Annotated in this window: 21 protein-coding genes and 3 tRNA genes; 3 read left to right on the forward strand and 21 right to left on the reverse strand. The window is 56.8% G+C overall.

Going from position 1 to position 23,149, the window contains the following annotated elements; all coding sequences use genetic code 11:
- Positions 1-7: 7 nt before the first annotated feature.
- From smc to ccmA, 10 genes are all read right to left on the reverse strand, one after another.
- Positions 8-3,502, reverse strand: a complete 3,495-nt coding sequence (gene smc / locus ELY38_RS01930) for a chromosome segregation protein SMC (protein WP_127059827.1) — start codon at positions 3,500-3,502, stop codon at positions 8-10.
- A gap of 36 nt (positions 3,503-3,538) precedes the next feature.
- Positions 3,539-4,507 carry a c-type cytochrome biogenesis protein CcmI gene (gene ccmI, locus ELY38_RS01935; protein ID WP_127059828.1) on the reverse strand — a complete coding sequence of 323 codons (969 nt, stop codon included), beginning with the start codon at positions 4,505-4,507 and terminating at the stop codon, positions 3,539-3,541.
- Positions 4,504-4,974: a cytochrome c-type biogenesis protein gene (locus ELY38_RS01940; RefSeq protein ID WP_127059829.1), complete on the reverse strand. Its 471-nt coding sequence runs from the start codon at positions 4,972-4,974 to the stop codon at positions 4,504-4,506. Before ELY38_RS01940 ends, ccmI begins: the two co-directional genes overlap by 4 nt.
- The gene (locus ELY38_RS01945) at positions 4,965-5,492 is read right to left on the reverse strand and encodes a DsbE family thiol:disulfide interchange protein (RefSeq protein ID WP_127059830.1); all 528 of its coding nucleotides are present in this window, start codon (positions 5,490-5,492) and stop codon (positions 4,965-4,967) included. The genes ELY38_RS01940 and ELY38_RS01945 overlap by 10 nt, the downstream gene beginning before the upstream one ends.
- Positions 5,489-7,498: a heme lyase CcmF/NrfE family subunit gene (locus ELY38_RS01950; protein ID WP_127059831.1), complete on the reverse strand. Its 2,010-nt coding sequence runs from the start codon at positions 7,496-7,498 to the stop codon at positions 5,489-5,491. Before ELY38_RS01950 ends, ELY38_RS01945 begins: the two co-directional genes overlap by 4 nt.
- A 95-nt stretch (positions 7,499-7,593) precedes the next feature.
- Complete coding sequence (ccmE, locus tag ELY38_RS01955) at positions 7,594-8,076, reverse strand: cytochrome c maturation protein CcmE (RefSeq protein ID WP_127059832.1); 483 nt, start codon at positions 8,074-8,076, stop codon at positions 7,594-7,596.
- Positions 8,066-8,302, reverse strand: a complete 237-nt coding sequence (ccmD, locus tag ELY38_RS01960) for a heme exporter protein CcmD (protein ID WP_127059833.1) — start codon at positions 8,300-8,302, stop codon at positions 8,066-8,068. Before ccmD ends, ccmE begins: the two co-directional genes overlap by 11 nt.
- Positions 8,302-9,042 (reverse strand): heme ABC transporter permease, encoded by a 741-nt coding sequence (locus tag ELY38_RS01965; protein ID WP_127059834.1) that lies wholly within the window; start codon positions 9,040-9,042, stop codon positions 8,302-8,304. The genes ccmD and ELY38_RS01965 overlap by 1 nt, the downstream gene beginning before the upstream one ends.
- A 14-nt stretch (positions 9,043-9,056) precedes the next feature.
- The gene (gene ccmB / locus ELY38_RS01970; RefSeq protein WP_127059835.1) at positions 9,057-9,755 is read right to left on the reverse strand and encodes a heme exporter protein CcmB; all 699 of its coding nucleotides are present in this window, start codon (positions 9,753-9,755) and stop codon (positions 9,057-9,059) included.
- A gap of 9 nt (positions 9,756-9,764) precedes the next feature.
- Positions 9,765-10,385 carry a cytochrome c biogenesis heme-transporting ATPase CcmA gene (ccmA, locus tag ELY38_RS01975; protein ID WP_127059836.1) on the reverse strand — a complete coding sequence of 207 codons (621 nt, stop codon included), beginning with the start codon at positions 10,383-10,385 and terminating at the stop codon, positions 9,765-9,767.
- Positions 10,386-10,655: 270 nt separating this feature from the next.
- Between ccmA and ELY38_RS01980 the strand changes: the two genes are divergently transcribed.
- Positions 10,656-11,093 carry a LexA family protein gene (locus tag ELY38_RS01980; protein WP_222845100.1) on the forward strand — a complete coding sequence of 146 codons (438 nt, stop codon included), beginning with the start codon at positions 10,656-10,658 and terminating at the stop codon, positions 11,091-11,093.
- The gene (locus ELY38_RS01985) at positions 11,094-11,726 is read left to right on the forward strand and encodes an IMPACT family protein (protein ID WP_127059837.1); all 633 of its coding nucleotides are present in this window, start codon (positions 11,094-11,096) and stop codon (positions 11,724-11,726) included.
- Between the two features lie 78 nt (positions 11,727-11,804).
- On the opposite strand, the gene ELY38_RS01990 is transcribed toward ELY38_RS01985, so the two are convergent.
- From ELY38_RS01990 to ELY38_RS02000, 3 genes are all read right to left on the reverse strand, one after another.
- Entirely contained in the window at positions 11,805-13,127 is a 1,323-nt protein-coding gene (locus ELY38_RS01990) for a sodium ion-translocating decarboxylase subunit beta (RefSeq protein ID WP_127059838.1), read from the reverse strand.
- Positions 13,128-13,139: 12 nt separating this feature from the next.
- Positions 13,140-14,948 (reverse strand): sodium-extruding oxaloacetate decarboxylase subunit alpha, encoded by a 1,809-nt coding sequence (gene oadA / locus ELY38_RS01995; RefSeq protein ID WP_127059839.1) that lies wholly within the window; start codon positions 14,946-14,948, stop codon positions 13,140-13,142.
- A gap of 91 nt (positions 14,949-15,039) precedes the next feature.
- Positions 15,040-15,297: an OadG family protein gene (locus ELY38_RS02000; protein WP_127059840.1), complete on the reverse strand. Its 258-nt coding sequence runs from the start codon at positions 15,295-15,297 to the stop codon at positions 15,040-15,042.
- A gap of 126 nt (positions 15,298-15,423) precedes the next feature.
- Here ELY38_RS02000 and ELY38_RS02005 point away from each other — a divergent pair, with 126 nt between their 5' ends.
- Positions 15,424-16,431, forward strand: coding sequence for a tRNA dihydrouridine synthase (locus ELY38_RS02005; RefSeq protein WP_246009048.1), 1,008 nt, complete (start codon positions 15,424-15,426; stop codon positions 16,429-16,431).
- 147 nt (positions 16,432-16,578) lie between these two features.
- Here the strand turns inward: ELY38_RS02005 and ELY38_RS02010 are convergent.
- The 8 genes from ELY38_RS02010 to recA form a co-directional block, all read right to left on the reverse strand.
- Positions 16,579-16,655: transfer RNA gene (locus ELY38_RS02010), tRNA-Arg, on the reverse strand.
- Positions 16,656-16,726: 71 nt separating this feature from the next.
- A tRNA-Arg gene (locus ELY38_RS02015) sits at positions 16,727-16,803 on the reverse strand.
- Positions 16,804-16,820: 17 nt separating this feature from the next.
- Positions 16,821-16,913, reverse strand: a tRNA-Ser gene (locus ELY38_RS02020).
- A gap of 125 nt (positions 16,914-17,038) precedes the next feature.
- Positions 17,039-17,227, reverse strand: a complete 189-nt coding sequence (csrA, locus tag ELY38_RS02025; RefSeq protein ID WP_018918037.1) for a carbon storage regulator CsrA — start codon at positions 17,225-17,227, stop codon at positions 17,039-17,041.
- Between the two features lie 194 nt (positions 17,228-17,421).
- The gene (locus tag ELY38_RS02030) at positions 17,422-18,672 is read right to left on the reverse strand and encodes an aspartate kinase (RefSeq protein ID WP_127059841.1); all 1,251 of its coding nucleotides are present in this window, start codon (positions 18,670-18,672) and stop codon (positions 17,422-17,424) included.
- Positions 18,673-18,770: 98 nt separating this feature from the next.
- Entirely contained in the window at positions 18,771-21,380 is a 2,610-nt protein-coding gene (alaS, locus tag ELY38_RS02035) for an alanine--tRNA ligase (protein ID WP_127059842.1), read from the reverse strand.
- Between the two features lie 170 nt (positions 21,381-21,550).
- The gene (locus ELY38_RS02040; RefSeq protein ID WP_127059843.1) at positions 21,551-22,012 is read right to left on the reverse strand and encodes a regulatory protein RecX; all 462 of its coding nucleotides are present in this window, start codon (positions 22,010-22,012) and stop codon (positions 21,551-21,553) included.
- 5 nt (positions 22,013-22,017) lie between these two features.
- Complete coding sequence (gene recA, locus ELY38_RS02045; RefSeq protein WP_127059844.1) at positions 22,018-23,079, reverse strand: recombinase RecA; 1,062 nt, start codon at positions 23,077-23,079, stop codon at positions 22,018-22,020.
- Between the last annotated feature and the right edge of the window lie 70 nt (positions 23,080-23,149).

A 23,149-nucleotide genomic window follows, 5' to 3' on the forward strand; every position in this document is an offset into this window, starting at 1 on the left:
CGGAGACTTAGTCCACCAGCGCCGCCGCTTCATCAATACCCACTGATACCAGGCGTGAAACGCCGGGTTCCTGCATGGTGACCCCCATCAGGCGCTCGGCGGCTTCCATGGCAATCTTGTTGTGGGTGATATAGATGAACTGCACGTTTTCCGACATCTCTTTAACCAGCTTGGCGTAGCGGCCCACGTTGGCGTCATCCAGCGGCGCATCGACTTCATCGAGCATACAGAATGGCGCAGGGTTGAGCTGGAAGATAGAAAATACCAGCGACAGCGCGGTAAGGGCTTTCTCACCACCGGAGAGCAGATGGATGGTACTGTTCTTCTTGCCGGGCGGGCGCGCCATAATGGCCACACCGGTTTCAAGCAAATCATCACCGGTTAATGTCAGCCAGGCCGCCCCGCCGCCAAACACACGGGGAAAGAGTTCCTGTAACCCGCTATTTACCTGATCAAAGGTTTCACGGAAACGTATCCGCGTCTCCTGATCAATACGCTTGATGGCCCGTTCCAGGGTTTCCAGCGCCTCGGTAAGCTCGGCATGCTGGGCTTCCAGGTAATTACGCCGTTCGGCCTGCTGATCGTACTCCTCAATAGCCGCCAGATTGATCGCCCCCAAACGACGGATCTTCTCGCCCGTGCTTTCCAGCCGTTCCTGCCAGACTTGTTCGCTGGCATCGCTTTGTAAGGTTTCGGCTAGGACCTCGGCGTCGTGGCCGAGTTCGGCCAGCTGCTCGTCTTGGGTAGCCGCTTTTAGGGCCAGCGCCTGAACATCCATACGCCGCTGCTGAAGCTGCTCGCGGCTCTGTTCAAGGTTGCGTTCGTGCTGCTGGCGGGCCAGCTCGTCGTTGCGCAGCTGTTCGGCAAGCGATTGGGCCTGCTGGCGGGTTTCGTTAAGCCGACGCTCCTGCTGCTCGCGCTGATGCAGCAACTCTTCCAGCTCTTCGCCAGCCAGTTCGTCTGGCTCCAGCAACGTTTCTCGGGCCTCTTCCAATTCGGCGATGCGCAGCGTCAAGCGCTCTTCGCTGTCGCTTGAACGCGACTGCTGGGAGCGCAGGCTATCGCGCTCGGCGGTTAACCGCTCGCGCTCCAGCGCCAGCGTCTGCTGCTGAGTCTTTAACGGGGCATGTTCTCGGCTCAACTGCTCGCGCTGTTCGCGCAAGCCGCTGCGTAGTTCGGTGGCAACTTCTCGTGCTTCTGAAGCCGCTTCCAGCGTTTCCATGGCGATATGCCAGCGGGCACGCTGCTCTTCTAAAGTAAGTGTTAACTCCGCCTCGTCCTCTTGTAGCTGGCTAAGCTCGGCGTCAAGCTCGGTGGCTCGGCTTTCAAGATGCTCCAGCTTCTGGGCGGCGCTGCGCTCTTTGATCGCCAACTGCTGAAGGCGGGCCGCGTGGGTGCGCTCCTGCTCTGCCTGCTGCTCACGGGCAATTTCAAGCGTTTCAATCACTTCGCTGGCTGTTTCGCACTGCTCTTCTACCAGGGCTAGCGCCTGTTCATCCTGCTCGCGCTGAGCGTCAAGCTCGTTAAACCGGCGGCGGGTCAACAGCAACCCATCAACGCCCTGGCCGTTGGCCTGCTGGTGCAACCAGCCGCGTCCTAGCCAGACACCATCCCGGCTGACCACACTTTCCCCCGGCGCGAGGTTGGGTGCCAGTTGTTCAGCCTCCGCGCCGGACTCAACGTAGTGAATACTTGCTAACCACTCGCCCAAGGCACCAGCGCCGTTTACCAGTGAGTCCAGGCGCTGGCCACTGGTTGATACGGCGGGCGCTTTCTGATCGATCAGGCACCAGTCGGTCGCCAGCGCCTCCGGCAGTGCGGCAAGCTGGTGGGTTTCCACCAGGCGCGCATTCAGCCAAGGCGCCAGCAGCCAGGAAATGACCGTTTCCCAGCCGGGCGTAACGCTCAGCGTTTCCCCCAGACGAGGCGCACTGCTCAAGCCATGGGCGGCAAGGGTCGCTTCGCTTTGTGGATCGTGGTCGGCAAGTGCGGCGTCGATCAATGCCTGAAGCGAGGCTAGCTCGCCCTGGCGCTGGCTCAACCCGGCGCGCCGTTCATCGCGGCTGCGCGTGGCCTGCTGGTAAGCATTTTTGGCATCGCTGTATTGCTGCTGCCACTGTTCACGAGCCAGCTGGAATGCTTGCGAACACTCTTCGGCCTCTGCCAGCTGGGCCTGAAACTGGCCATGCTCTTCACGTAGCGCTGTCAGGTCAGCCAAATCGCCGCGCTGCTGGCGCCGTCGTTGCCCCTCAGCTTGCAGGCGTTGGATGCGCTGTTCCAGATCGCGCAGCTGATCCTGACTTCGCTCGGCTTCGCGGCTTGAGTCCCGCCAGCGGTTTTCCGCCTCCGACCACTGCTGTTCAGCAGCTTCCATGGCAGGCGTGGCATCAGCCAGCGCCTGCTCTAGCGTTTCCAGCTGCTCTTCCAGCGCCTCATGTTCGGGTAACAAGTCCTCAAAGCGCTCTTCAATGGTGGCCAGCCGCTCACGATCGCCTTCGCTGACCCGGCGCTGCTCGTCAAGCTCGCGCCGAGCGGTGGCGATATCGTTGGCCAGTTGGGCGTCTCGGCTCTTACGGTGGGCTTGATCCTGCTCGAGCCTTGCAATCCGTGTGGTAGTTTCGAAAAACTGCTGCTGGTGGCGCTCAAGTACTTCGGCAAGCTCGTCGTGCTGCTCGCGGGCCTGCTCCAGGCGGGTTTCACACTGGCGTACGCCAAACACGTCTTTCTCAACGGCGGTTTCCAGCTCGCGGACCCGGCTCTCCTGCAGCGACTGTTCGGCACGCAGGGTGCGCCCACGCAGCAGGGCAAGCTCGCCTTTCAGTCGATACTCCTGCTGCTTTAACTCCTGATAGCGTTTGGCCGCCTCGGCCTGACGCTTTAAACGCTCAAGCTGTTTATCAAGCTCCTCGCGAATATCGTCCAGGCGTTCCAGGTTTTCTTGGGTACGCCGCATGCGGTTTTCGGTTTCGCGGCGGCGTTCCTTGTACTTGGAAATGCCAGCCGCCTCTTCAAGCGTTGAGCGCAGATCATCCGGACGGGCTTCAATCAGGCGCGAAATCATGCCCTGGCCGATAATCGCGTAAGAGCGCGGACCAAGGCCGGTGCCCATAAACAGGTCGGCGATATCTCGCCGCCGGCACTTCTGGCCATTGAAGAAGTAGTTGGACTGGCCGTCACGGGTAACCAAGCGCTTGACCACGATTTCCGCATACTGGGCGTACACGCCACCCATGGTGCCGTCGCGATTGTCGAACTTGAGTTCAATGGATGCCTGGCCTACCGGCTTACGCCCGGTAGAGCCGTTAAAGATGACATCCGCCATGGATTCACCGCGCAGAGTCTTGGCGGACGACTCTCCCATCACCCAGCGCACGGCATCAATAATATTGGATTTGCCGCAGCCGTTGGGGCCGACAATGGCCGTCATGTTGCCATCAAAAGGCACCGTGACCGGATCGACAAACGACTTGAATCCCACCAGACGAATAGACGTTAAACGCATGCCGGACCTGCATGGCGGTTGTTTAGAACAGGGGACTTATTCAGATACACGATCACTCACGACCTCGGCGGCATTATCTTCAGAGCGGTTTTCACGGTTTTCTTCATTCAAAGGAGCGGCAAGCCCATCCGGCAATTCGGTTTCTGGCGATTTCAGGCGCTCTTGGGCCGCGCGAATACCTTCGCGCAATGATTCGGCCATGGGAGGATCATTGATGGTGGCCAGCGCCCGTCGCCAGTGGTCAATGGCGGCTTCATAGTCGCCGGCATCAAAGGCGTGAATGCCGAGCAAGCCTAACACCGTTGGCTGGCGTGGGTCTTGTACCAGGGTTTCATCGACCAGGTCTTGTACATCCCTGGTGAGTTCACGGCCAGCCATGAAAAAGCGGATCTGGGCAAGCTGGGCCAGCAGTTCAGGCAGGCGTCCTTCAAGGGCGATCAAGCGTTCAAGAGCATTGATAGCTTGGGCCTCATGGCCGGTATCCCGGTAAAGCGGAAACAGCATCGCCCATACGTTGGGGTTATCCGGCTGAAGCATCGCCTGTTCCTCAATACGGGCAATATAGGTCACGGCCGTGGCGGTAGCGTCATCAAGCAGCGCCTGCTGGACGCTATACAGAGCAAGGTCACCCTCCGCCCCCTCTTCCATGTACCAGAACAGGCTGATCGCGGTCACGCCTAGCGCAATGAGCGGCACGGCCAGCCGCCCGGCACGTGGTGATTTCAGCGGGCGCACGGCATGTGTAGTGGTATCTTCCAAAAGGCTGCGCTCCAGCTCCAGCTGCCCTTCGGCCCGCTGCTCGGCATCGATCTCGCCGCGCTCAAAGGCGGCATTGAGCGAGGCTAAGCGGCGCTTAAAAATCGCCAAGTTCTGCTCGGCAGCCGTATCGTTGGCCTCAAAGGCATGCAGCTCGGCATAGAGCGTGCGTGCCGAGCGCAGCGGAGCCAGCAGGCAGGCAATCGCGGGCAGCATGAGCAGCGCCATGGCAATCCATAAAAGCGTCATGATGACCTCTGGCGTTCAAGCAGGGCATTAAGGCGGGCGCGCTCATCAGCGCTCAAGGCCTTGGCGGAGGCGTTGCGACGGGCGCGGACTATCAGCATGACGATCAGGCAGCCAATAACACCCAAGCCGATGGGCAGGCCCCATAGCAGGTAAGTGCGGCGTTCCAGGCGCGGGTTATAGAGGATATAGTCGCCAAAACGCGCCACCATATGATCAACAATTTCGCTATCTGCCCGGCCTTCTTGAAGCAACTGATACACCCGCTCACGCATATCGGCGGATATGGGAGAATCGGAGTCGCCAATTGCCTGGTTTTCACATAGCGGGCAGCGCATTGAGGCGGTCAGATCATCATAGCGCTGCGCCAGCACCGGGTTATCGAATTCACGGATCTCAATCCCACCGGCCACCGCGCTGAGCGTCAGGGTGAACAGGATAGCCACGGTAAGGGTGCGGATTAACGCCATTTGGCCACCTCCGGAAGAATGCGCTCCGTCACGTCTTCAGGCGAGATATAGCCCTTATGGTGATAGCGGATAATGCCATCGGCATCGACCAGAAAGGTTTCCGGCGCGCCATAGACGCCCAGATCAAAGCCCAAGCTTCCTTCAGGGTCGAAAATATTGACGGTAAAGGGATCGCCGTACTCGTTGAGAAAACTCATGCCTTTCTCGCGGGTATCGCGGTAGTTGACCCCCACCATCCGGATGCCATGCTCCGCCAGCTCAAGCAGTTGCGGCATCTCCTGCTTGCAGGCCGGACACCATTCGCCCCACACGTTGACCAGCGTGACGTCATCTTGCAGTAGCGTCTGGTCGACATGGCGGTTCGCATCACGCAGAGTGGTAGCTTCGAACACCGGAAACTCCCGCGCCATCAGCGCAGAGTCCCGCGCGGAAGGATCATGCTGCAGGCGCTGGTAGAAAAACAACGCTACCAACAAGAAGCCTAACGGCAGGAGTAACAGCAACCGTCGGCGATTCATGGAGTAACCTCCTGTGCTTCGATGTGCTGACGGCTGGCTGGCTGGGCATGGCCGGCTGCCTGGGTTCGCCGGTAACGCTTGTCAATAATTGCCAGTACGCCGCCCAACGCCATCAACAAACCACCCAGCCAGAGCCAGCGCACGAAGGGCTTGTACTGGATGCGCATGGCCCAGCTGCCGTCTTTCAAGTCTTCCCCCATGGCAACGTAAAGATCCCGTAGCAGGCCAGGGCGCAGCGCCACTTGGGTCATGGGCATACCAGTGGCAAGGTAAAAACGCTTTTCTGGGCGCATCTGAAAGTGACGGCCTGAATCGATGTTGTGCACGTCAAGTACTGCCGTATCGGCTATAAAGTTGGCCCCACGGCGACTGACAAGCTCGTTCATGGTGAACCGGTAGCCCGCTATCTCAACCGTTGTGCCCGGCGCCATGCGCACGGTCCGCTCGCTGGCGTAATTGGATACCACCGCGACGCCCACAATCGTTACGGCAATCCCCAGATGCCCAAGCACCATGCCCCAGTAGGCCAGCGAGAGCTTGCGCAGACCGGCTAAGCGCGTGGTGCCATGGCGGGTTTTATCGACAAGGTCACGCATCATGGGCAGCACAATCCAGAGTGCGGCTACGATGCCAAGCGAGGCCCACAGGTTCCACTCCCCTCGATAGATAAGCGGTAAAACAACCCCAAGCGTCAGCGCCGCGCCGCCAGCAAGCCACAGCTTGCCTATCACTTCACGAGGCGCCATGCGCTTCCAGCGAGCTACCGGCCCCAACCCCATGAAAATGCACATGATGACGGTTAGCGGTACAAACAGGGCATTAAAATACGGCGGGCCCACGCTAATCTTGCCAAGCCCCAGCGAATCGAGAATCAGCGGATAAAGCGTGCCCAGCAAAATGGTCACGGTCATGATGACCAGCAGAATATTGTTAACCAACAGCAACGCATCCCGGGAGAGCCAGCTGAAACTGACATGGTGACTTACCCTGGGCGCGCGCAGGGCAAATATGCCCAGCGACAGCGTGACGGTGATGGCTAGCAGCACCAGGATAAAAAGCCCGCGAGAAGGATCGTTGGCAAACGCGTGCACAGAGGTAAGCACGCCCGAGCGCACCAGGAAAGTCCCCATCAGCGATAGCGAAAAGGTGAAAATGGCAAGCAGCACAGTCCAGCTTTTAAACGAGCCGCGTTTCTCGGTGACGGCCAGCGAGTGGATCAGCGCCGTACCAGTTAGCCAGGGCAAGAGCGAGGCGTTTTCCACCGGGTCCCAGAACCACCAGCCGCCCCAGCCAAGCTCGTAGTAGGCCCACCAGCTGCCCAGCGCAATTCCCACGGTTAAAAAGGCCCAGGCGATATTGGTCCAGGGGCGCGCCCAGCGGGTCCAGGCGGCATCCAGGCGACCACCCAGCAGGGCCGCTATGGCAAAGGCAAACACCACCGAGAACCCGACATAGCCCATATACAGCATGGGCGGATGCACAATCAGTCCGACATCCTGAAGCAGCGGGTTAAGGTCCGCCCCATCGTGAGGCACGTTAGGCAAAAGGCGCGCAAAGGGGTTGGAGGTGAGCAGAATAAACAGCAGAAAGCCCACGCTGATAAAGCCCATGATGCCCTGCACGCGGGCAATCATATCGCGTGGCAGACCAGCGGAAAAACGCGAGGCCGCATAACCCCAGCCCGCCAACATCAGGCTCCACAGCAGCACAGAGCCTTCATGATTGCCCCATACCGCGCTTAGCTTGTAGTACCAGGGTAAAAGCGAATTGGAGTTGTTGGCTACGTTGGCCACGCTGAAATCATCCACCGCATAGCTTGTGGTCAAGCACAGGTAGGCAAGCGCGATAAAGAGAAATTGGCCGACCGCCATGGGGTGGCCGTAGGCCATCCACAGCGGCCTTCGCGTAGTGGCACCGGCCAGCGGCATGATCGTCTGCACCACCGCCATCAGCAAGGCGATAATTAACGCGAAATGGCCAAGCTCGGGAATCATTTTAATTAACATCTGTACTCCAACCTGGCACTGACAACAGGGCGCAAGGCCCCTAAGCAGGCCATGTTAAGCCGGCAACTTCTCGTAACGCTCTTCAAGCGGCATAGCTACAGCTCAAGGCGCTGCCCTACCTCAGCCGCCTTGGCCTGATAGTCAGCGGCCGAGTACCCCGCCTCCTCTAGCGCTTGCGCTACTTCAGGCGGCATATAGTTTTCATCGTGGCGGGCAAGCACTTTGTCAGCCATAAACTGGCCATTGGCCAGGAGCTTGCCTATAACGACTACACCCTGCCCCTCACGGAAAAGATCCGGCAATATGCCGCTGTAGGCCACGGCAAGCTCATCCACATAATCGGTAATCTGAAATTCGACATCCAGGCTTTGTGGGTCGCGGATAACCGAGCCCTCTTTTACCATGCCCCCTGCCCGAATAGTGCGCTCGACAGGCGCATCGCCCTGGGCAATCTGTACAGGGCTGAAGAACAGATTGATGTTAGCGCGCAGGGCATACAACGTCAGGCCCACGGCAAGCCCGGCCAGCACCAGGCAGCCCAGAATGACCAGTAGCTTTTGGCGGCGTTTAGGTGTCATCAGCTTGGCTCGCTTGAAATGGGTTCGGCGCGACCTTGCCACTCTGGGGCGGACGCATTTTTTCACGGCGGGCGCGGCGCGCTAAAATACGGATCAGCAGGCGGCGCTCAACGCGGGCATGCCAGACGCAGGCAATCATCAAAAGCGCCGTGACGCCCCAGGCCGCCCAGACGTAAGGCCCATGCCCGCCCATAGCTACAAACGCGGCAAACGAAGAAAACGCCATTAGCGCGCCTCCTGGAATAGATCCATTACCCAGCGCTTGTTTATCTCCCGGCGCAGGATTTCGTTACGCGTGCGCATCAGTGTTAGCGCAATAAAAAAGCAGTAAAACCCCAGCACCATGACCAGCAGCGGCAGCCACATTTCCGTGGGCATGGCGGGACGTGATGTTAGCGTAAAGGTCGCTGGCTGGTGGAGAGTAAACCACCAGTCGACCGAGTACTTGATAATCGGAATATTGATCACCCCCACCATGGCCAGCACCGAGGCCGCTTTTGAGCCGCTATCGCGGCTGGCAAAGGCGCCGCGCAGAGCAATAACGCCGAGGAACAGAAACAGCAGGATCAACATCGAGGTCAGCCGGGCATCCCACATCCACCAAGTGCCCCAGGTGGGTACGCCCCACACCGCGCCGGAGAACAGGGCCACAAACGTCATCACCGCCCCCAGCGGCGCCATGACTTTCGCGGCCATATCTGCCACTTTAATCTTCCAGACCACGAAAACCAGGCTCGCCAGAGCCATCGATACAAAAATCGATTGCGCTAGAAAGGCGGCGGGCACATGAACATAAATGATTCTGAAGCTATCGCCTTGCTGATAATCAGCCGGCGCGAAGGCCAATCCCCATACCGTACCGGTCACGATAAGAAGCAGCGACACCATCCAGAACAAAGGTTGTAATTTCGCACTCATTACGTAGAACCATTTGGGCGAGCCCCACTTATGGATAAAGGTCCACATGACGCGTTCTGTCCTTAACCGTTAATGCTGATACGTAGTGAGGCGGCAATCGCCCAGGGCGCCAATAGCAGGGAAGCGGCGAATAAGGCTCCCAGCATAGCCAGGTGCGCGGCAATGCCATCGCCGTTAATCGCGGCCTGCACGGCCCCTACGCCAAAAATAAGCACCGGAATATAAAGCGGCAGTATCAATAACGATAGCAGTACACCACCCCGCGCAATACCCACCGTGAGCGCGGCACCAATGGCACCAATCAAGCTCAGGCTGGCGCTACCTATTGCCAATGAAAGCGACAGCACCATGTAGCTTCCTGCCGGAAGCGCCAGCATGACACCTAAAAGCGGCGCCACAATAGCAAGCGGCAGCCCGGTGAATAACCAATGGGCGACCACCTTTGCCAACCCAAGGGCAGCCAAGGGCTGGGGCGTCAACAAGAGCTGTTCCAGACTGCCATCGTCATAGTCAGTGCGAAAAAGACTATCCAGAGACAGCAGTGCGGCTAAAAGCGCGGTGACCCACAAAAGCCCCGGCGCGATTAGCGAAAGCACTACCGGGTCGGGTGAAATACCGATAGGAAACAGTGTTACCACCAGGGCAAAAAATACCAGCGGATTTAGCAACTCGCCACGCCGTCTGAACATCAGGGTGGCATCGCGCTTTAGCGTGGCTTTGAAAGCAATCCAAAGCCCGCCTTGCGCTGGGGTATTAAGCATTGTCTTCTCCTACCCCAGTTGGACGCAACGAACAGCTGGCGAGACGGCTAGAGCATGATGCGTTGTCACTAAAACGCTTCCTCCCGCCTGGACATGAGCGGCCAGCTGCTTTTCAAGCGCGACTACTCCTTGACGATCAATGGCGGTAAACGGCTCATCCAACACCCAGAGCGCGCGGCGTGTAAGCGTTAATCGAGCCAAGGCCACGCGGCGCTGCTGCCCGGCAGACAATTGTCCCGCCAACACGTCTTCAAAGCCACCTAGCCCCACGTGAAAAAGCGCGTTCAGGCACTGTTCCTCGTCGCCTTTATCTCCGTTAAGTGCTTGGTACCAGGCAAGGTTCTCAAGCGGGGTGAGCCCCGCTTTGACACCCGGCGAGTGGCCCAGGTAAAGCAGGTTAGCGAGAAAGTGTTCACGCACTTTATGAAACCGCTCGCCGTTCCAGTAAAGCTCGCCGTGGTAATCACCCAGCTGGCCAGCCAGAAGCTTTAGCAACGTGGTTTTGCCACTGCCGTTGGGGCCTTCAATTCGAACGATTTCACCGCAGCGAACATCCAGATCGAGCCCTTCAAATAACCAGCGCCCATCGCGTTCGCAGGCTAGCTGTCGTGCTTGCAGGCCCAAGCTCAAGTGCCTCTCCCTGCGTATTGATAATGGGCAAAACTCTACACGGAAAGCTACTTTACCGCCAGCCAATGAAGGCCGTCCCGACTACAAACTTATCACGCTAACGATATCGTGGCGCCGTGTTGCACATACAGATGAGCTAAAAACACCACTACCACTGTATGCAAAAACAGCTGTATACTGAAACCACTGTATGAAAAACCATGCCAATAAACATACTGAACTATCACCATCACATGCCTAGGGAACGGGCGCTGCATTGGAGAATCCCTCATGAATATGTCGATGCCAGCATCAACCCACGCCTGCCGAGTAGCCTTGGCAGGAGCGTCCTGCTCTACCAAGGGTATTCAGTCTGCTCACTCCTTTACGGCGCCGCGCATGACAAGGCGTAATACCTATGCGCTCAAGATACGCGGCAACCGCATGCGCGATTGCAACCTGTTCGATGGAGATGTCATTATTATCCGTCGTTTTCAGCACGATGCGCATGAAGAAACCGCCGTGGCGCAGATCAACCAGCAGGAAATCGCCCTGAAGCACTTGTCAATCAATCGCTTTGGGGTCCATCTATGGCCTGCCGATGCCCACGCGCCGGATCTTTTTTTACATAATCGTGATATTCAAGTATTGGGAATGGTCATGGGTGTAGCTCAGCACGACTCAGTAGCTGGCCGTGCCGCTAATGCTCAGGGGCCTCTGGAGCACTGATTGCGTTACCGAGTACCTGATTTACCTGCTGCGCAATGGCAAATTGATGACATTGAAGTCGAAAAGAGTCAATTTATTACCTGGCTATGTCACGCGCCGGACATTGACGCCTTTAGCGCGCTGCTTGAGGCAGCCAAGGCTGCTCACCCCAACGCCAGCCATCACTGCACGGCCTATATAGCCGGCCCTCCTGGTGAGCAGACGCGAATTGGCTTCTCTGATGACGGCGAGCCTGGCGGCACGGCGGGGCGACCTATGTATCAGGTACTGCAGGGCAGCCAGCTAGGAGAAGTCGGCTGCGTGGTTATCCGCTACTTTGGTGGTACCAAGCTGGGCACGGGCGGCCTGGCGCGCGCTTATGCTCAAGCGGTTAGCCATGCGCTGGAAAACCTGCCTACCCGCGCAGTGATTGAGCGAGATGCCTATAATCTTCGGCTGTCATTTGCCAATGAAGCCATTGCCCGCACCTGGTGCAGTGAGCAGTCCATTCCCGTTGAACAGGTCGATTACGACGGTAACGGCGTGCAGCTGACCATTGGCTGGCCTCGCGATCAGGCGCTTGATCTTTCTCCGCTGGAAAACCGCTTAAAAAGCACCCTGGACGTTAGCCCGGTAAACACACCCGCTTCCTGAGCCATAAGAAAACGGCTTACGGAGTGACCCGTAAGCCGCGTATTGGGCATTACTGCTATGCCCGCCTACCCTCGGGGTTTACCCCAGATACTTGATCATTACCCCGGCGGCCACGGCAGAGCCGATCACTCCCGCCACGTTCGGGCCCATGGCATGCATCAACAGGAAGTTGTGCGGGTTGGCTTCCAGGCCGACTTTATTGGCCACCCGTGCAGCCATGGGCACAGCGGATACGCCAGCCGCGCCAATCAGCGGGTTAATCGGCATACGGCTCACCAGATTCATCAGCTTGGCCATTAACACGCCGGCCGCCGTGCCAATTCCGAAGGCGATGATACCCAAGCCCAGGATGCCCAGCGTTTCCACCGAGAGGAAACTGTCGGCCATCAGCTTGGAACCCACCGAAAGCCCCAGGATGATGGTCACGATATTAATCAGTGCATTCTGAGCGGTATCGGAAAGCCGCTCGACGACCCCACATTCGCGCATCAAATTACCAAAGCAGAACATCCCCAGAAGCGGTGCCGCATCGGGCAGGAACAGCGCCACCAGAATCAGCAGCATCAGCGGAAAAATAATCTTTTCCAGCTTGGATACCGGACGCAGCTGCGTCATGGTGATCTGGCGCTCTTTTTCAGTAGTGAGAAGGCGCATGATAGGCGGTTGAATCAGCGGCACCAGCGCCATATAGGCGTAGGCGGCCACTGCGATCGCACCAAGCAGTTCAGGCGCAAGAACGCTTGAGACATAGATCGAGGTCGGTCCATCAGCTCCGCCAATGATACCGATGGCCGCCGCCTGATTCAGCGAGAAGTCCATTACCCCCATCGAGGTCAGAAGCACAGCACCAAACAGCGTGGCGAAGATACCAAACTGGGCGGCCGCCCCCAGAAACAGCGTGCGCGGGTTTGCCAGAAGCGGACCAAAATCGGTCATCGCACCCACGCCCATAAAGATCAACAATGGTGCAATGCCTGATGCGATGGCCACTCTATAGAAGTTATACAGCATGCCATCGCTGTAGCCGACGCTCATCGCAATATCCCTGGCAGCGCGCAGCTGGTCTGGCGCTACGTCGCCATGGGCAAGCACATGCAGCGTTTCGCGAAAACTTTCAGTACCGGCAAGCGGATCAGGCGTAACGCCAAGCGCCACGCCGATCTGCTGCAGCACGGCAGGCTTGGCAACCTCAATGGCCTGATCAAGGGCCGAGATGGCAAGCCCCGCTTCAGGGATGTTGGCCAGAATCCCGGCAAAGCCGATAGGTACCAGCAAAAGCGGTTCAAACTTCTTGTGGATCGCCAAGTAGAGTAGCAATAACCCCACCATGATCATGACCGCCTGGCCAAGCTCAAGGTTATAAAGCCCCGAGCCTTCCCATAAGGTGATTAATTTTTCCATTCCGGGGTGCCCTTAAAGCTCAATCAATGCGTCACCAACAGCTACGCTGTCGCCTTCGCTAACGTTAACTTTCGATACCGTACCAGCACTGCTGGCGCGGATTTCGGTTTCCATTTTCATGGCTTCAAGGATGATCACCACATCCCCTTCAGCTACTTGGTCACCCGGACGCACGTTCACTTTAAAAATATTGCCGGCAAGCGGCGCGGCAATGCTCTCGCCGCTGCTCATAGCAGGTGCAGGCTCGGGCGCGACGCTCGTGGTTTGTTCCTGAACCTGGCCAATATCCCCACCTTCGGAAACTTCAACAACAAACGCCTTGCCGTTGAGCTTGACGGTATAGGTTTCCGGGCCGCGAGCGGGTGCCGGAGCACTGGACGTGACGGTACTGGGCACCTTGTCCGTTTCGCTGCCGACAGCCTGCGGTGCGGGCTCGAAGGCATCGGGGTTGTCGCGGTTTTTAAGAAACTTGAGGCCAATCTGCGGGAACAATGCGTAGGTCAGCACGTCGTCCAGCTCGCGCTCGCCTTCGGCCATGCGTATTTTTTCCGCACCGGCCTTCTCTTTAAGCTCCGCCGCGAGGCGCTGCATTTCGGGCTGCAGGTTATCTGCCGGGCGGCAAGTGATCGGCTCGCCGCCTTCCAGTACACGCGCCTGTAGCTCCTTGTTGAACGGTGCGGGGGCCGCGCCATACTCGCCTTTTAACAGCGCCTGAACTTCCTTGGAAATGGATTTATAGCGCTCGCCCATCATCACGTTCATCACCGCCTGGGTGCCGACAATCTGCGAGGTGGGCGTAACCAATGGAATAAAGCCCAGGTCCTCGCGCACGCGAGGTATTTCTCCCAGCACATCGTCCAGCTTGTCACCCGCACCCTGCTCTTTAAGCTGGCCTTCCATGTTGGTGAGCATGCCACCCGGCACCTGCGCTACCAGAATGCGCGAGTCGATACCGCGCAGCGAGCCCTCAAAGGCGGCGTACTTTTTACGCACTTCACGGAAATAGCTGGCAATGTCTTCTAACAGCTCAAGATCAAGCCCGGTATCCCGTTCAGTGTCCTTGAGCATGGCAACCACAGATTCCGTTGGGCTATGACCATATGTCATCGACATGGAGGAGATAGCAGTATCCACATTGTCGACCCCCGCCTCTACCGCCTTGAGAATAGTCGATGTGGAAAGCCCGGTGGTAGCATGACAATGCAGGTGGACCGGAATAGAAAGTGTTTTCTTGAGCCGCGACACCAGCTCAAAGGCGGTATACGGCGTCAAGAGCCCCGCCATATCCTTGATAGCCAGCGAGTCGGCACCCATATCGGCAATGGCCGTGGCAAGATCGACCCAGCTATCCAGGGTATGAACCGGGCTTACCGTATATGAAATGGTGCCCTGGGCATGCCCCCCCACCTGACGCACCGCTTTGATGGCACGCTCAAGATTGCGCGGGTCATTCATGGCATCAAACACGCGGAAAACGTCCACGCCGTTGGTCTTAGCCCGCTCGACAAACTTGTCGACCACATCATCGGCATAGTGGCGATAGCCCAGCAGGTTCTGACCACGCAGCAGCATGGCCTGAGGCGTGTTGGGCATGGCTTCTTTTAGTGCCCTGATCCGCTCCCACGGGTCTTCACCCAAATAGCGAATACACGCATCGAAGGTGGCTCCACCCCAGGTTTCCAGTGACCAGTAGCCAACGCGGTCCAGCTTTTCGGCAATCGGCAACATGTCTTCCAGGCGCAGGCGCGTTGCAAACAGCGACTGATGGGCGTCGCGCAGCACAACATCGGTAATTCCCAGCGGGCGTTTTGTCTCATTCATGGCGGTAGCTCACAGATTGAAATTATTGATATGTAGTAAAACTAACAAAAAAAGACGCAAAGATGCTCAAAGCGAATAAAAAAAACGTTGTTTAGTGACGTGTGGAAGAACGATAACGATGCACTGCAGCAGCGATCACTGCCTTCACTTCAGCGTCCTGATGGTTCAAAGCAGGCGCGGGCGCGTTTCGTGAACCTTTTGCTGCGGGTACCGGTGCCGGTTGAAAACGGCCCACAAATTTTGACATCAGCGTGACACTGACAACTAAAACAGTAAGAAAAACAAAGACAAATCCCATACCCAGCCCCATGATGGCCAGGCCTTCCTGAAGTAATTCCGAATCCTGCATACTGCCCCTCCTGTTATCTGGTGCCCACTAACTGATCAGGCACTATAAAAGCCCCTTGGCGACATCAAGGTAATCCACTAACCTGCCACACCCAGCATAGTTTGCAATCGCGCCATAGTGGAAGTCATGGTTGTTAATTTACTACAAAGTGGAAAGATTGGCCTGGCGCCAATGGAAGGTGTAATCGATGCTCTGACCCGTGAGCTGTTAACACGACAGGCAGGGTTTGATTGGACCGTTACCGAATTCGTGCGCGTGGTCGATACGCGTCTGCCGCCTCGCGTGTTTTACCGGCACTGCCCCGAGCTTGCCAAACGTCCGGTGGCGACGCCAAGCGGCGTTCCCGTGCATTTACAGCTACTTGGCTCTGATCCGGCAGCGCTTGCAGAGAACGCCCGCCAGGCGCTGGCGTTAGGCGCACTGAGCGTCGATCTCAATTTCGGCTGTCCAGCAAAACTGGTCAACCGTCACGATGGCGGCGCCTCACTGCTCCGCCGCCCTGAACGTGTCTATCATGCGATCAAGGCCGTGGCTGATGCACTTGCCGGAGAAATCCCGGTAACCGCTAAAATTCGCCTGGGGTTTTCTGATCGTCGCCTGGCGGTTGCCTGTGCTCAGGCAACCGAAGCGGGGGGCGCTGCGCGATTAGTGGTACATGGGCGCACCCGGGATGAAGGCTATCGCCCTCCGGCCCATTGGGAATGGATTGGCCGGGTACGTCAGCAGGTGTCGATACCGGTGGTCGCCAATGGGGATATATGGACGCTGGAAGCCTATTGGAAGGCGCGCACGCTTTCAGGCTGCCGGGATGTAATGCTGGGGCGTAGCGCGCTGGCAGACCCCTGGCTTGCGCCACGTATCCGCCATTGGCAGCAAACCGGCGAACGGCTGCCTGAAACGACCTGGGAAATGCGCGCCAGCGTTCTTAGAGAGTATGCTGATCTACAGCGCCAGCATTTACCCGACCGCATTGTGGTTTCACTGGTAAAGCAGTGGCTTGCCCAGATGCGCCAAGGCAACGCAGAGGCCAATCAGCACTTTCATCGGGTCAAGCGTTTAACCGACCTTGAGACTCTGCTTTCAAGCTTGGTGGCGGACATGTCTCTCGCTGAACCTGAAAGCCTTAGCTTTTAATTGGAGCATGGAGGCCAACCCACAGGCCAAAAAAAAGCGCCCACGCTAAGCGGGGCGCTCTAAACGATCCAAGACCGAGACGCGAGCCATCTCGATCAGGCTAGAAAACAGAAAACCCGCTCTCAAGAAGAGAACGGGTTTGGAATCTGGCGCGCCCGGGAGGATTCGAACCTCCGACCCCCTGATTCGTAGTCAGGTACTCTATCCAGCTGAGCTACGGGCGCTTTAGAGATGTAAATACTCATTAAAAAATAAAAAGTACACAAGGGCTTTCGCCTTACATCAGGTTAGAAGATGGCGCGCCCGGGAGGATTCGAACCTCCGACCCCCTGATTCGTAGTCAGGTACTCTATCCAGCTGAGCTACGGGCGCATCTTCTAATGTGCAGCTGGCGGAGAAGGAGGGATTCGAACCCTCGATAGGGCTATAAACCCTATACTCCCTTAGCAGGGGAGCGCCTTCAGCCACTCGGCCACCTCTCCTCAACAGCACGGCGCGAATGTTACCGATTTTAGCGGCTAGTGTCTAGCCCTATGTCGATTTTTTTTCGCGCCAGCTTAACGTTACCGTTTAAACGCCCTGTAGTGGGCGTGACACAAGCGGCCATTTACTCTGTTTCACTTTCGCTATTACGTTCGCGCTGGATGCGCTGGTAAATCTCTTCACGGTGTACGGCAACATCTTTCGGCGCATTGACGCCGATACGCACCTGATTACCTTTCACACCTAGCACTGTGACGGTGATTTCATCACCGATCATCAGTGTTTCGCCAACACGGCGGGTTAGGATGAGCATGGCTGATCTCCTTCTCAGACGTTTTTATACAACGGGCTGTGTCCGCCAAAGGGGACCACCACGCCATTATGCGGCATAGTGGCGCTGTCACCAATGGCTGTTGCTCCATGACACTTAAACCTCCCGTTGAAAGAAAGCTCACCACCAACGGTAGCGAGTACCTCTTCAGCGTAGAAGGTTTAAGACAGAAAATGTTATTCAGATTCTATGTTTGATTTATCTAAACCAAATGCTTTATGTAAGGCATTAACCGCCAGTTCCATATGCTTTTCGTCAATCACGACGGAGATTTTGATTTCAGACGTGGAAACCATACGGATATTGACGTTCTCATCGGCCAGAACACGGAACATTTTTGAAGCAACCCCGGCATGAGACCGCATGCCGACACCAACTAAGGATACCTTGGCGATATTATCATCGCCACGCAGCTCGCCACCGCCCAGATCAGGAATGACGGTTTCTTCGAGCAGCTTTTTGGTAGCCTTGTAATCGCCTTTCGCGACGGTAAAGGTGAAGTCTGTATAGTCGCCTGCCGGCGCCACATTTTGCACGATCATGTCGACTTCGATATTGGCATCAGCAATCGGACCAAGAATACGCGAGGCAACGCCCGGTACATCGGGGGTATGCAACAGCGTCAGCTTGGCTTCATTTTTGGTAAACGCGATACCGGAAATCAGCGGTTCTTCCATGGAGTCCTCGTCTTGGTCAGCATCTGCAACAATTAGGGTACCGGGCCCATCTTCAAAGCTCGACAGTACCCGCAGGGGAACGTTGTACTTACCCGCAAATTCTACCGCGCGAATCTGCAGCACTTTAGAGCCCAGGCTTGCAAGCTCCAGCATTTCTTCCACCGTAATACTTTCCAGTCGTTGTGCCTTGGTGCATACGCGGGGGTCGGTGGTATAAACCCCGTCGACATCGGTATAGATCTGGCACTCGTCAGCACCCAGTGCAGCCGCAAGCGCCACACCGGTAGTGTCCGAGCCGCCACGCCCGAGCGTAGTGATATTGCCGTCTTCATCAACGCCTTGAAAACCAGCTACGACCACAACTTTGCCTGCTTCCAAGTCAGCTTTCAGGTCGTCGGTTTCGATACGCTGAATGCGAGCTTTGGTGTAAGCACTATCAGTATGAATACCGACCTGAGCACCGGTGTGGGACGTTGCTGATACACCAATTTGCTGTAGCGCCATGGCAAGAAGTGAAATGGTTACCTGCTCACCGGTGGAGAGCAGCATATCCATTTCGCGCGGGGCGGGGTCTTCATTAAGCGCGTTGGCCATATCGGTCAGCCGGTTGGTCTCTCCGCTCATGGCGGAGACCACGACCACGACCTGATGGCCCTGGTCACGAAAGCCCTTGACCTTTTCCGCCACGGCTTTGATACGGTCGACTGAGCCTACCGAGGTGCCACCGAACTTCTGTACGTATAGTGCCATATGCCGTTTTTTCCTATTCGTTCGGGAATGGAAGATGAAACGTAATTATCTTAAGTTGGCAAAAGGCCGGTTGCTGATAATGCCACCGGCCTTTTTGATTAGCTAAGTATATTTTTAAGCCACGCAGGCACGCTATTCAAGGCATCGGGCAGCGCCTCTGGCTGGCTGCCCCCAGCCTGTGCCATGTCAGCGCGGCCACCGCCTTTGCCGCCAACTTGCGAGGCGACATGATTCACCAGCTCACCGGCTTTAACACGTCCGGTGAGGTCCTGGGTCACTCCGGCAATCAGACTGACCTTGCCAGCCGCCTGATCGGCTACTCCCAGAATGATGACGCCGGAGCCAATCTTGTTTTTAAGCTGATCAAGTACACCGCGCAGATCCTTACCGGATACTCCTTCCAGCTGCGTTGCAAGCAGCTTAACGCCGCCTACTTCCTGTGCCTGACTGAGCATATCGCTACCTGCGGCGCTGGCCAGCTTGGCCTTCAGCTGCTCAAGCTCTTTTTCCAGGCTACGATTACGCTCAACCAGTGATTCAACGCGGGCCTCAACCTGTTCGGGCTTGGTTTTCAAACGCTCGCCCAGACGCTGCACGCGAGCTTCCTGCTCACGGAAATAAGCCAGCGCATTCTCGCCGGTGATTGCCTCGATACGCCGCACGCCGGAAGCAATCCCCACTTCACTGACAATATGGCAGCAACCGATATCGCCGCTTCTTGCGACGTGCGTACCACCGCATAGCTCGATTGAGAAATTATCAGCGCCAATGGTCAATACGCGAACATTTTCCGCATACTTGGCTTCAAACAGTGCCGCCGCCCCTTTGGCCTTGGCTTGCTCCAGACTCATCTGCTCAACTCGCGTCGCCGCGTTGGCCAGAATCTGCTCGTTCACCAGACGTTCGACCTCTGCCAGCTGATCAGCGCTCATCGGCTCGAAGTGGCTGAAATCAAAGCGCAGGCGCTCGGCATTTACCAGCGAGCCCTTCTGCTGCACATGATCACCCAGTACGATGCGCAACGCTTTGTGCAACAGGTGGGTGGCCGAATGATTGCGGATCGTTGCCGAACGCAGGCTGGCATCTACTTCTCCGCGTACGCTGGCGCCTATATCAAGGGCACCTTCCACCATGATGCCTTGGTGCAAGTGGTGACCGCTCTGCTTCTGGGTGTCGGTGACCTGAAAACGCCCACCTTCTACATGCAGGTAACCGGTGTCGCCTACCTGACCGCCCGATTCACCGTAAAACGGTGTGCGATCCAACACCACGGTGCCTTTTTGTCCTTCCTCCAGTGCCGCCAGCGCATTGCCTTCACTGTCGACCAGCGCGGTTACCTTGGCTTGGTCTTCCAGACGGTCATAGCCGGTGAAATTGGTTGTACCGTCAAGCTCGATTGAAGCACTGTAGTCACCGCCAAACTGGCTGGCGGCGCGGGCGCGCTCACGCTGGGCTTCAAGCTCCCGCTGGAAACCTGCTTCATCAAGCGTTACACCGCGTTCGCGGCAGACATCGGCCGTCAGGTCAAAGGGGAAGCCGTAGGTGTCGTAAAGCTTGAACACGGTTTCGCCTGGCAGCTCATCGCCGTCAAGCTCCTCAAGGGCAGCATTCAACAAGCCCATGCCGTGATCCAGGGTACGCGCAAACTGCTCTTCTTCTTTGAGCAATACGCGGGCGATTTGCGCGCGGGCATTGCGAAGCTCGGGATAGGCCTCGCCCATCTCGGCGTCCAGGGCGTCTACCAGCGTGTGGAAGAACGGCTTGGTGGCGCCCAGCTTGTGGCCATGGCGAACGGCCCGGCGAATGATGCGTCGCAGGACATAACCGCGTCCCTCATTGGAAGGCAGCACGCCGTCGGCAATCAGGAAGGCACATGAGCGAATATGGTCGGCAATAACGCGCAGCGAAGGTGTTTCTGTATCGGCGTGCCCGGTCGCCTTGGCCGCTGCTTGCAGCAGGTTCTGAAACAGGTCGATCTCGTAGTTGGAATGCACGCCCTGCATAACGGCAGACACACGTTCAAGCCCCATGCCGGTATCAATGGAGGGCTTAGGTAGCGGGTTCAGTGTGCCCTGAGCATCGCGATCGAACTGCATGAAGACCAGGTTCCAGATCTCAATGTAGCGGTCGCCATCTTCATCGGCGCTGCCGGGAGGACCACCCCATACTTCAGGACCATGATCAAAGAAGATTTCCGAGCTGGGACCGCAAGGGCCGGTATCGCCCATCTGCCAGAAGTTATCTTCATCCAGCCTGGAGAACCGCTCGGGGTCGATGCCGATCTCTTCTTTCCAGATGCGCTCGGCTTCATCGTCGCTGATATGTACCGTTACCCAGAGCTTCTCTTTAGGAAGCCCCAAGGTTTCGGTTAAAAACGTCCACGCGAAACGAATGGCATCACGCTTGAAGTAGTCGCCGAAGCTAAAATTACCCAGCATCTCGAAAAAGGTATGGTGGCGCGCTGTATAGCCCACGTTATCCAAATCGTTATGCTTACCGCCCGCCCGCACACAGCGCTGGGAAGACGTTGCACGAACGTAGGGACGCGGATCGCGGCCAAGGAAGACATCTTTAAAAGGCACCATACCCGCATTGGTGAATAGCAGCGTGGGGTCGTTATCTGGTACCAGCGAGCTGGTAGGGACAATGGTATGACCCTGCTCTTCGAAAAAGGATAAAAAGGCCTGCCTAATCTCTGCGCTTTTCATAGGGTATCCGTAACAATAAAGCATGATGCCCCAGGGCGCTGTCGCTACTACCCGCTGGGGTCGCAAAAGCGCCATTATAGCGCAGTTGTCAAACGACTAAAGCGGCAGTTAGTGGCTTAAAGCTAAAGACGCCAGAAGTTGATCAGACATAATAGTGATGAATTAAGACTTTACAGGCAAGAGAGCGCGTAACGAATTTGTTCAAAATCGAAGCCGCGTGCTGCCAGGAAGCGCTCACGTTTGGCTCGCTCTTTGGGATTTTCACCGGGGGAGGAAAAGCGTCGTGCCAAGGTTTCTCTGGCAAGTTCAAACCAGTCCACGTCTTCGTTTTCTTCGACGTGGGCAAGCGCTTCGCTAAGGGTTTCCTGATTAACGCCACGCTGACGCAGTTCGCCCTTGATACGTATCACGCCTTGACCACGCATGATCCGCGACCGAATAAAGCTTTCGGCAAAGCGGGCGTCAGACTGAAGCCCCTGCTCTTCAAGCGTATCTAAACACGCTTCGATATCTGCGTTATCAAACGTTTTCTGTTTTAGCTTTTGCGCTATCTCGGCGCGAGAGTACTCGCGCCGAGATAGCAGCTGAACAGCAATGTCGCGTGGCGTTGCATCACGTGACGAAGCGAACATAAGCGTTAAAGCAGGTCGTCGTCAGCATCGGCCGACACATCAGCCGCCGATGCCTCTTCCTTTTTCGGGTCAGGCTGGGCAAGCAGCTGAGCGCGAATCTGGCCTTCGATCTCATCCATGATTTCCGGATGCTCTTCAAGGTACTGAGCCGCGTTTGCCTTACCCTGACCGATCTTGCTGCCTTTGTAGCTGTACCAGGCACCCGCCTTATCTACCAGATTACACTGCACGCCGAGATCAACCACTTCACCGGCATGGTAGATGCCCTTGCCGTACAGAATCTGGAACTCAGCCTGACGGAATGGCGGTGCCACCTTGTTTTTCACCACTTTTACGCGGGTTTCGTTACCGGTGACTTCATCACCCGACTTTACCGAGCCAGTGCGGCGAATATCCAGACGCACGCTGGCGTAAAACTTCAGTGCGTTACCGCCGGTAGTGGTTTCAGGGCTACCGAACATCACACCGATCTTCATGCGGATCTGGTTGATAAACACTACCAGACAGTTGGCATTCTTGATGTTACCCGTGATCTTGCGCAGTGCCTGAGACATCAGACGCGCCTGCAGGCCAACGTGGGAATCGCCCATCTCACCTTCGATTTCCGCACGCGGCGTCAGCGCCGCCACGGAGTCGATAATGATGACATCGACGCCGCCGGAACGCACCAGCATATCGGTGATTTCAAGTGCCTGCTCACCAGTATCCGGCTGAGATACCAGCAGATCATCCAGGTTAACTCCCAGCTTTTCTGCATAGCTTGGATCAAGGGCGTGCTCGGCATCCACGAACGCACATACCTTACCCTGCTTTTGCGCCTGAGCAATCACGGAGAGCGTCAGCGTCGTTTTACCCGAGGATTCCGGGCCGAAGATTTCTACTACTCGGCCAAAGGGCAAGCCACCAATACCCAAGGCAATATCCAGCCCCAGCGAGCCGGTGGATACTGACGGCATCACAACGCGGGGTGTATCACCCAAGCGCATTACCGTGCCTTTGCCGAACTGACGGTCAATCTGGCTTAGTGCAGCGTTTAACGCTTTCGTACGGTTGTCATCCTGAGCCATGCAAACACCCTCATCACAGACTGTATAATTAACCAGTATTATGCCAAAAATTCGTCGCTAAACAAATCCT

It is taken from the genome of Vreelandella nanhaiensis (assembly GCF_003990185.1).
GTDB classification, from domain to species: Bacteria; Pseudomonadota; Gammaproteobacteria; order Pseudomonadales; family Halomonadaceae; genus Vreelandella; species Vreelandella nanhaiensis.

Coding starts and splice junctions, on each gene's coding strand:
- ELY38_RS01950 (WP_127059831.1), bottom strand. CDS start 7,498: ATGTTAATTAAAATGATTCCCGAGCTTGGCCATTTCGCGTTAATTATC.
- ELY38_RS02000 (WP_127059840.1), bottom strand. CDS start 15,297: ATGCAGGATTCGGAATTACTTCAGGAAGGCCTGGCCATCATGGGGCTG.
- csrA (WP_018918037.1), bottom strand. CDS start 17,227: ATGCTCATCCTAACCCGCCGTGTTGGCGAAACACTGATGATCGGTGAT.
- ccmI (WP_127059828.1), bottom strand. CDS start 4,507: ATGACGCTTTTATGGATTGCCATGGCGCTGCTCATGCTGCCCGCGATT.
- ELY38_RS02030 (WP_127059841.1), bottom strand. CDS start 18,672: ATGGCACTATACGTACAGAAGTTCGGTGGCACCTCGGTAGGCTCAGTC.
- ELY38_RS01965 (WP_127059834.1), bottom strand. CDS start 9,042: ATGTGGACCTTTATCCATAAGTGGGGCTCGCCCAAATGGTTCTACGTA.
- smc (WP_127059827.1), bottom strand. CDS start 3,502: ATGCGTTTAACGTCTATTCGTCTGGTGGGATTCAAGTCGTTTGTCGAT.
- ELY38_RS02040 (WP_127059843.1), bottom strand. CDS start 22,012: ATGTTCGCTTCGTCACGTGATGCAACGCCACGCGACATTGCTGTTCAG.
- ELY38_RS01980 (WP_222845100.1), top strand. CDS start 10,656: ATGAATATGTCGATGCCAGCATCAACCCACGCCTGCCGAGTAGCCTTG.
- ccmE (WP_127059832.1), bottom strand. CDS start 8,076: ATGACACCTAAACGCCGCCAAAAGCTACTGGTCATTCTGGGCTGCCTG.
- ELY38_RS01940 (WP_127059829.1), bottom strand. CDS start 4,974: ATGGCGTTAATCCGCACCCTTACCGTGGCTATCCTGTTCACCCTGACG.
- alaS (WP_127059842.1), bottom strand. CDS start 21,380: ATGAAAAGCGCAGAGATTAGGCAGGCCTTTTTATCCTTTTTCGAAGAG.
- oadA (WP_127059839.1), bottom strand. CDS start 14,948: ATGAATGAGACAAAACGCCCGCTGGGAATTACCGATGTTGTGCTGCGC.
- recA (WP_127059844.1), bottom strand. CDS start 23,079: ATGGCTCAGGATGACAACCGTACGAAAGCGTTAAACGCTGCACTAAGC.
- ELY38_RS01945 (WP_127059830.1), bottom strand. CDS start 5,492: ATGAATCGCCGACGGTTGCTGTTACTCCTGCCGTTAGGCTTCTTGTTG.
- ELY38_RS01990 (WP_127059838.1), bottom strand. CDS start 13,127: ATGGAAAAATTAATCACCTTATGGGAAGGCTCGGGGCTTTATAACCTT.
- ccmB (WP_127059835.1), bottom strand. CDS start 9,755: ATGCTTAATACCCCAGCGCAAGGCGGGCTTTGGATTGCTTTCAAAGCC.
- ccmD (WP_127059833.1), bottom strand. CDS start 8,302: ATGGCGTTTTCTTCGTTTGCCGCGTTTGTAGCTATGGGCGGGCATGGG.
- ELY38_RS02005 (WP_246009048.1), top strand. CDS start 15,424: ATGGTTGTTAATTTACTACAAAGTGGAAAGATTGGCCTGGCGCCAATG.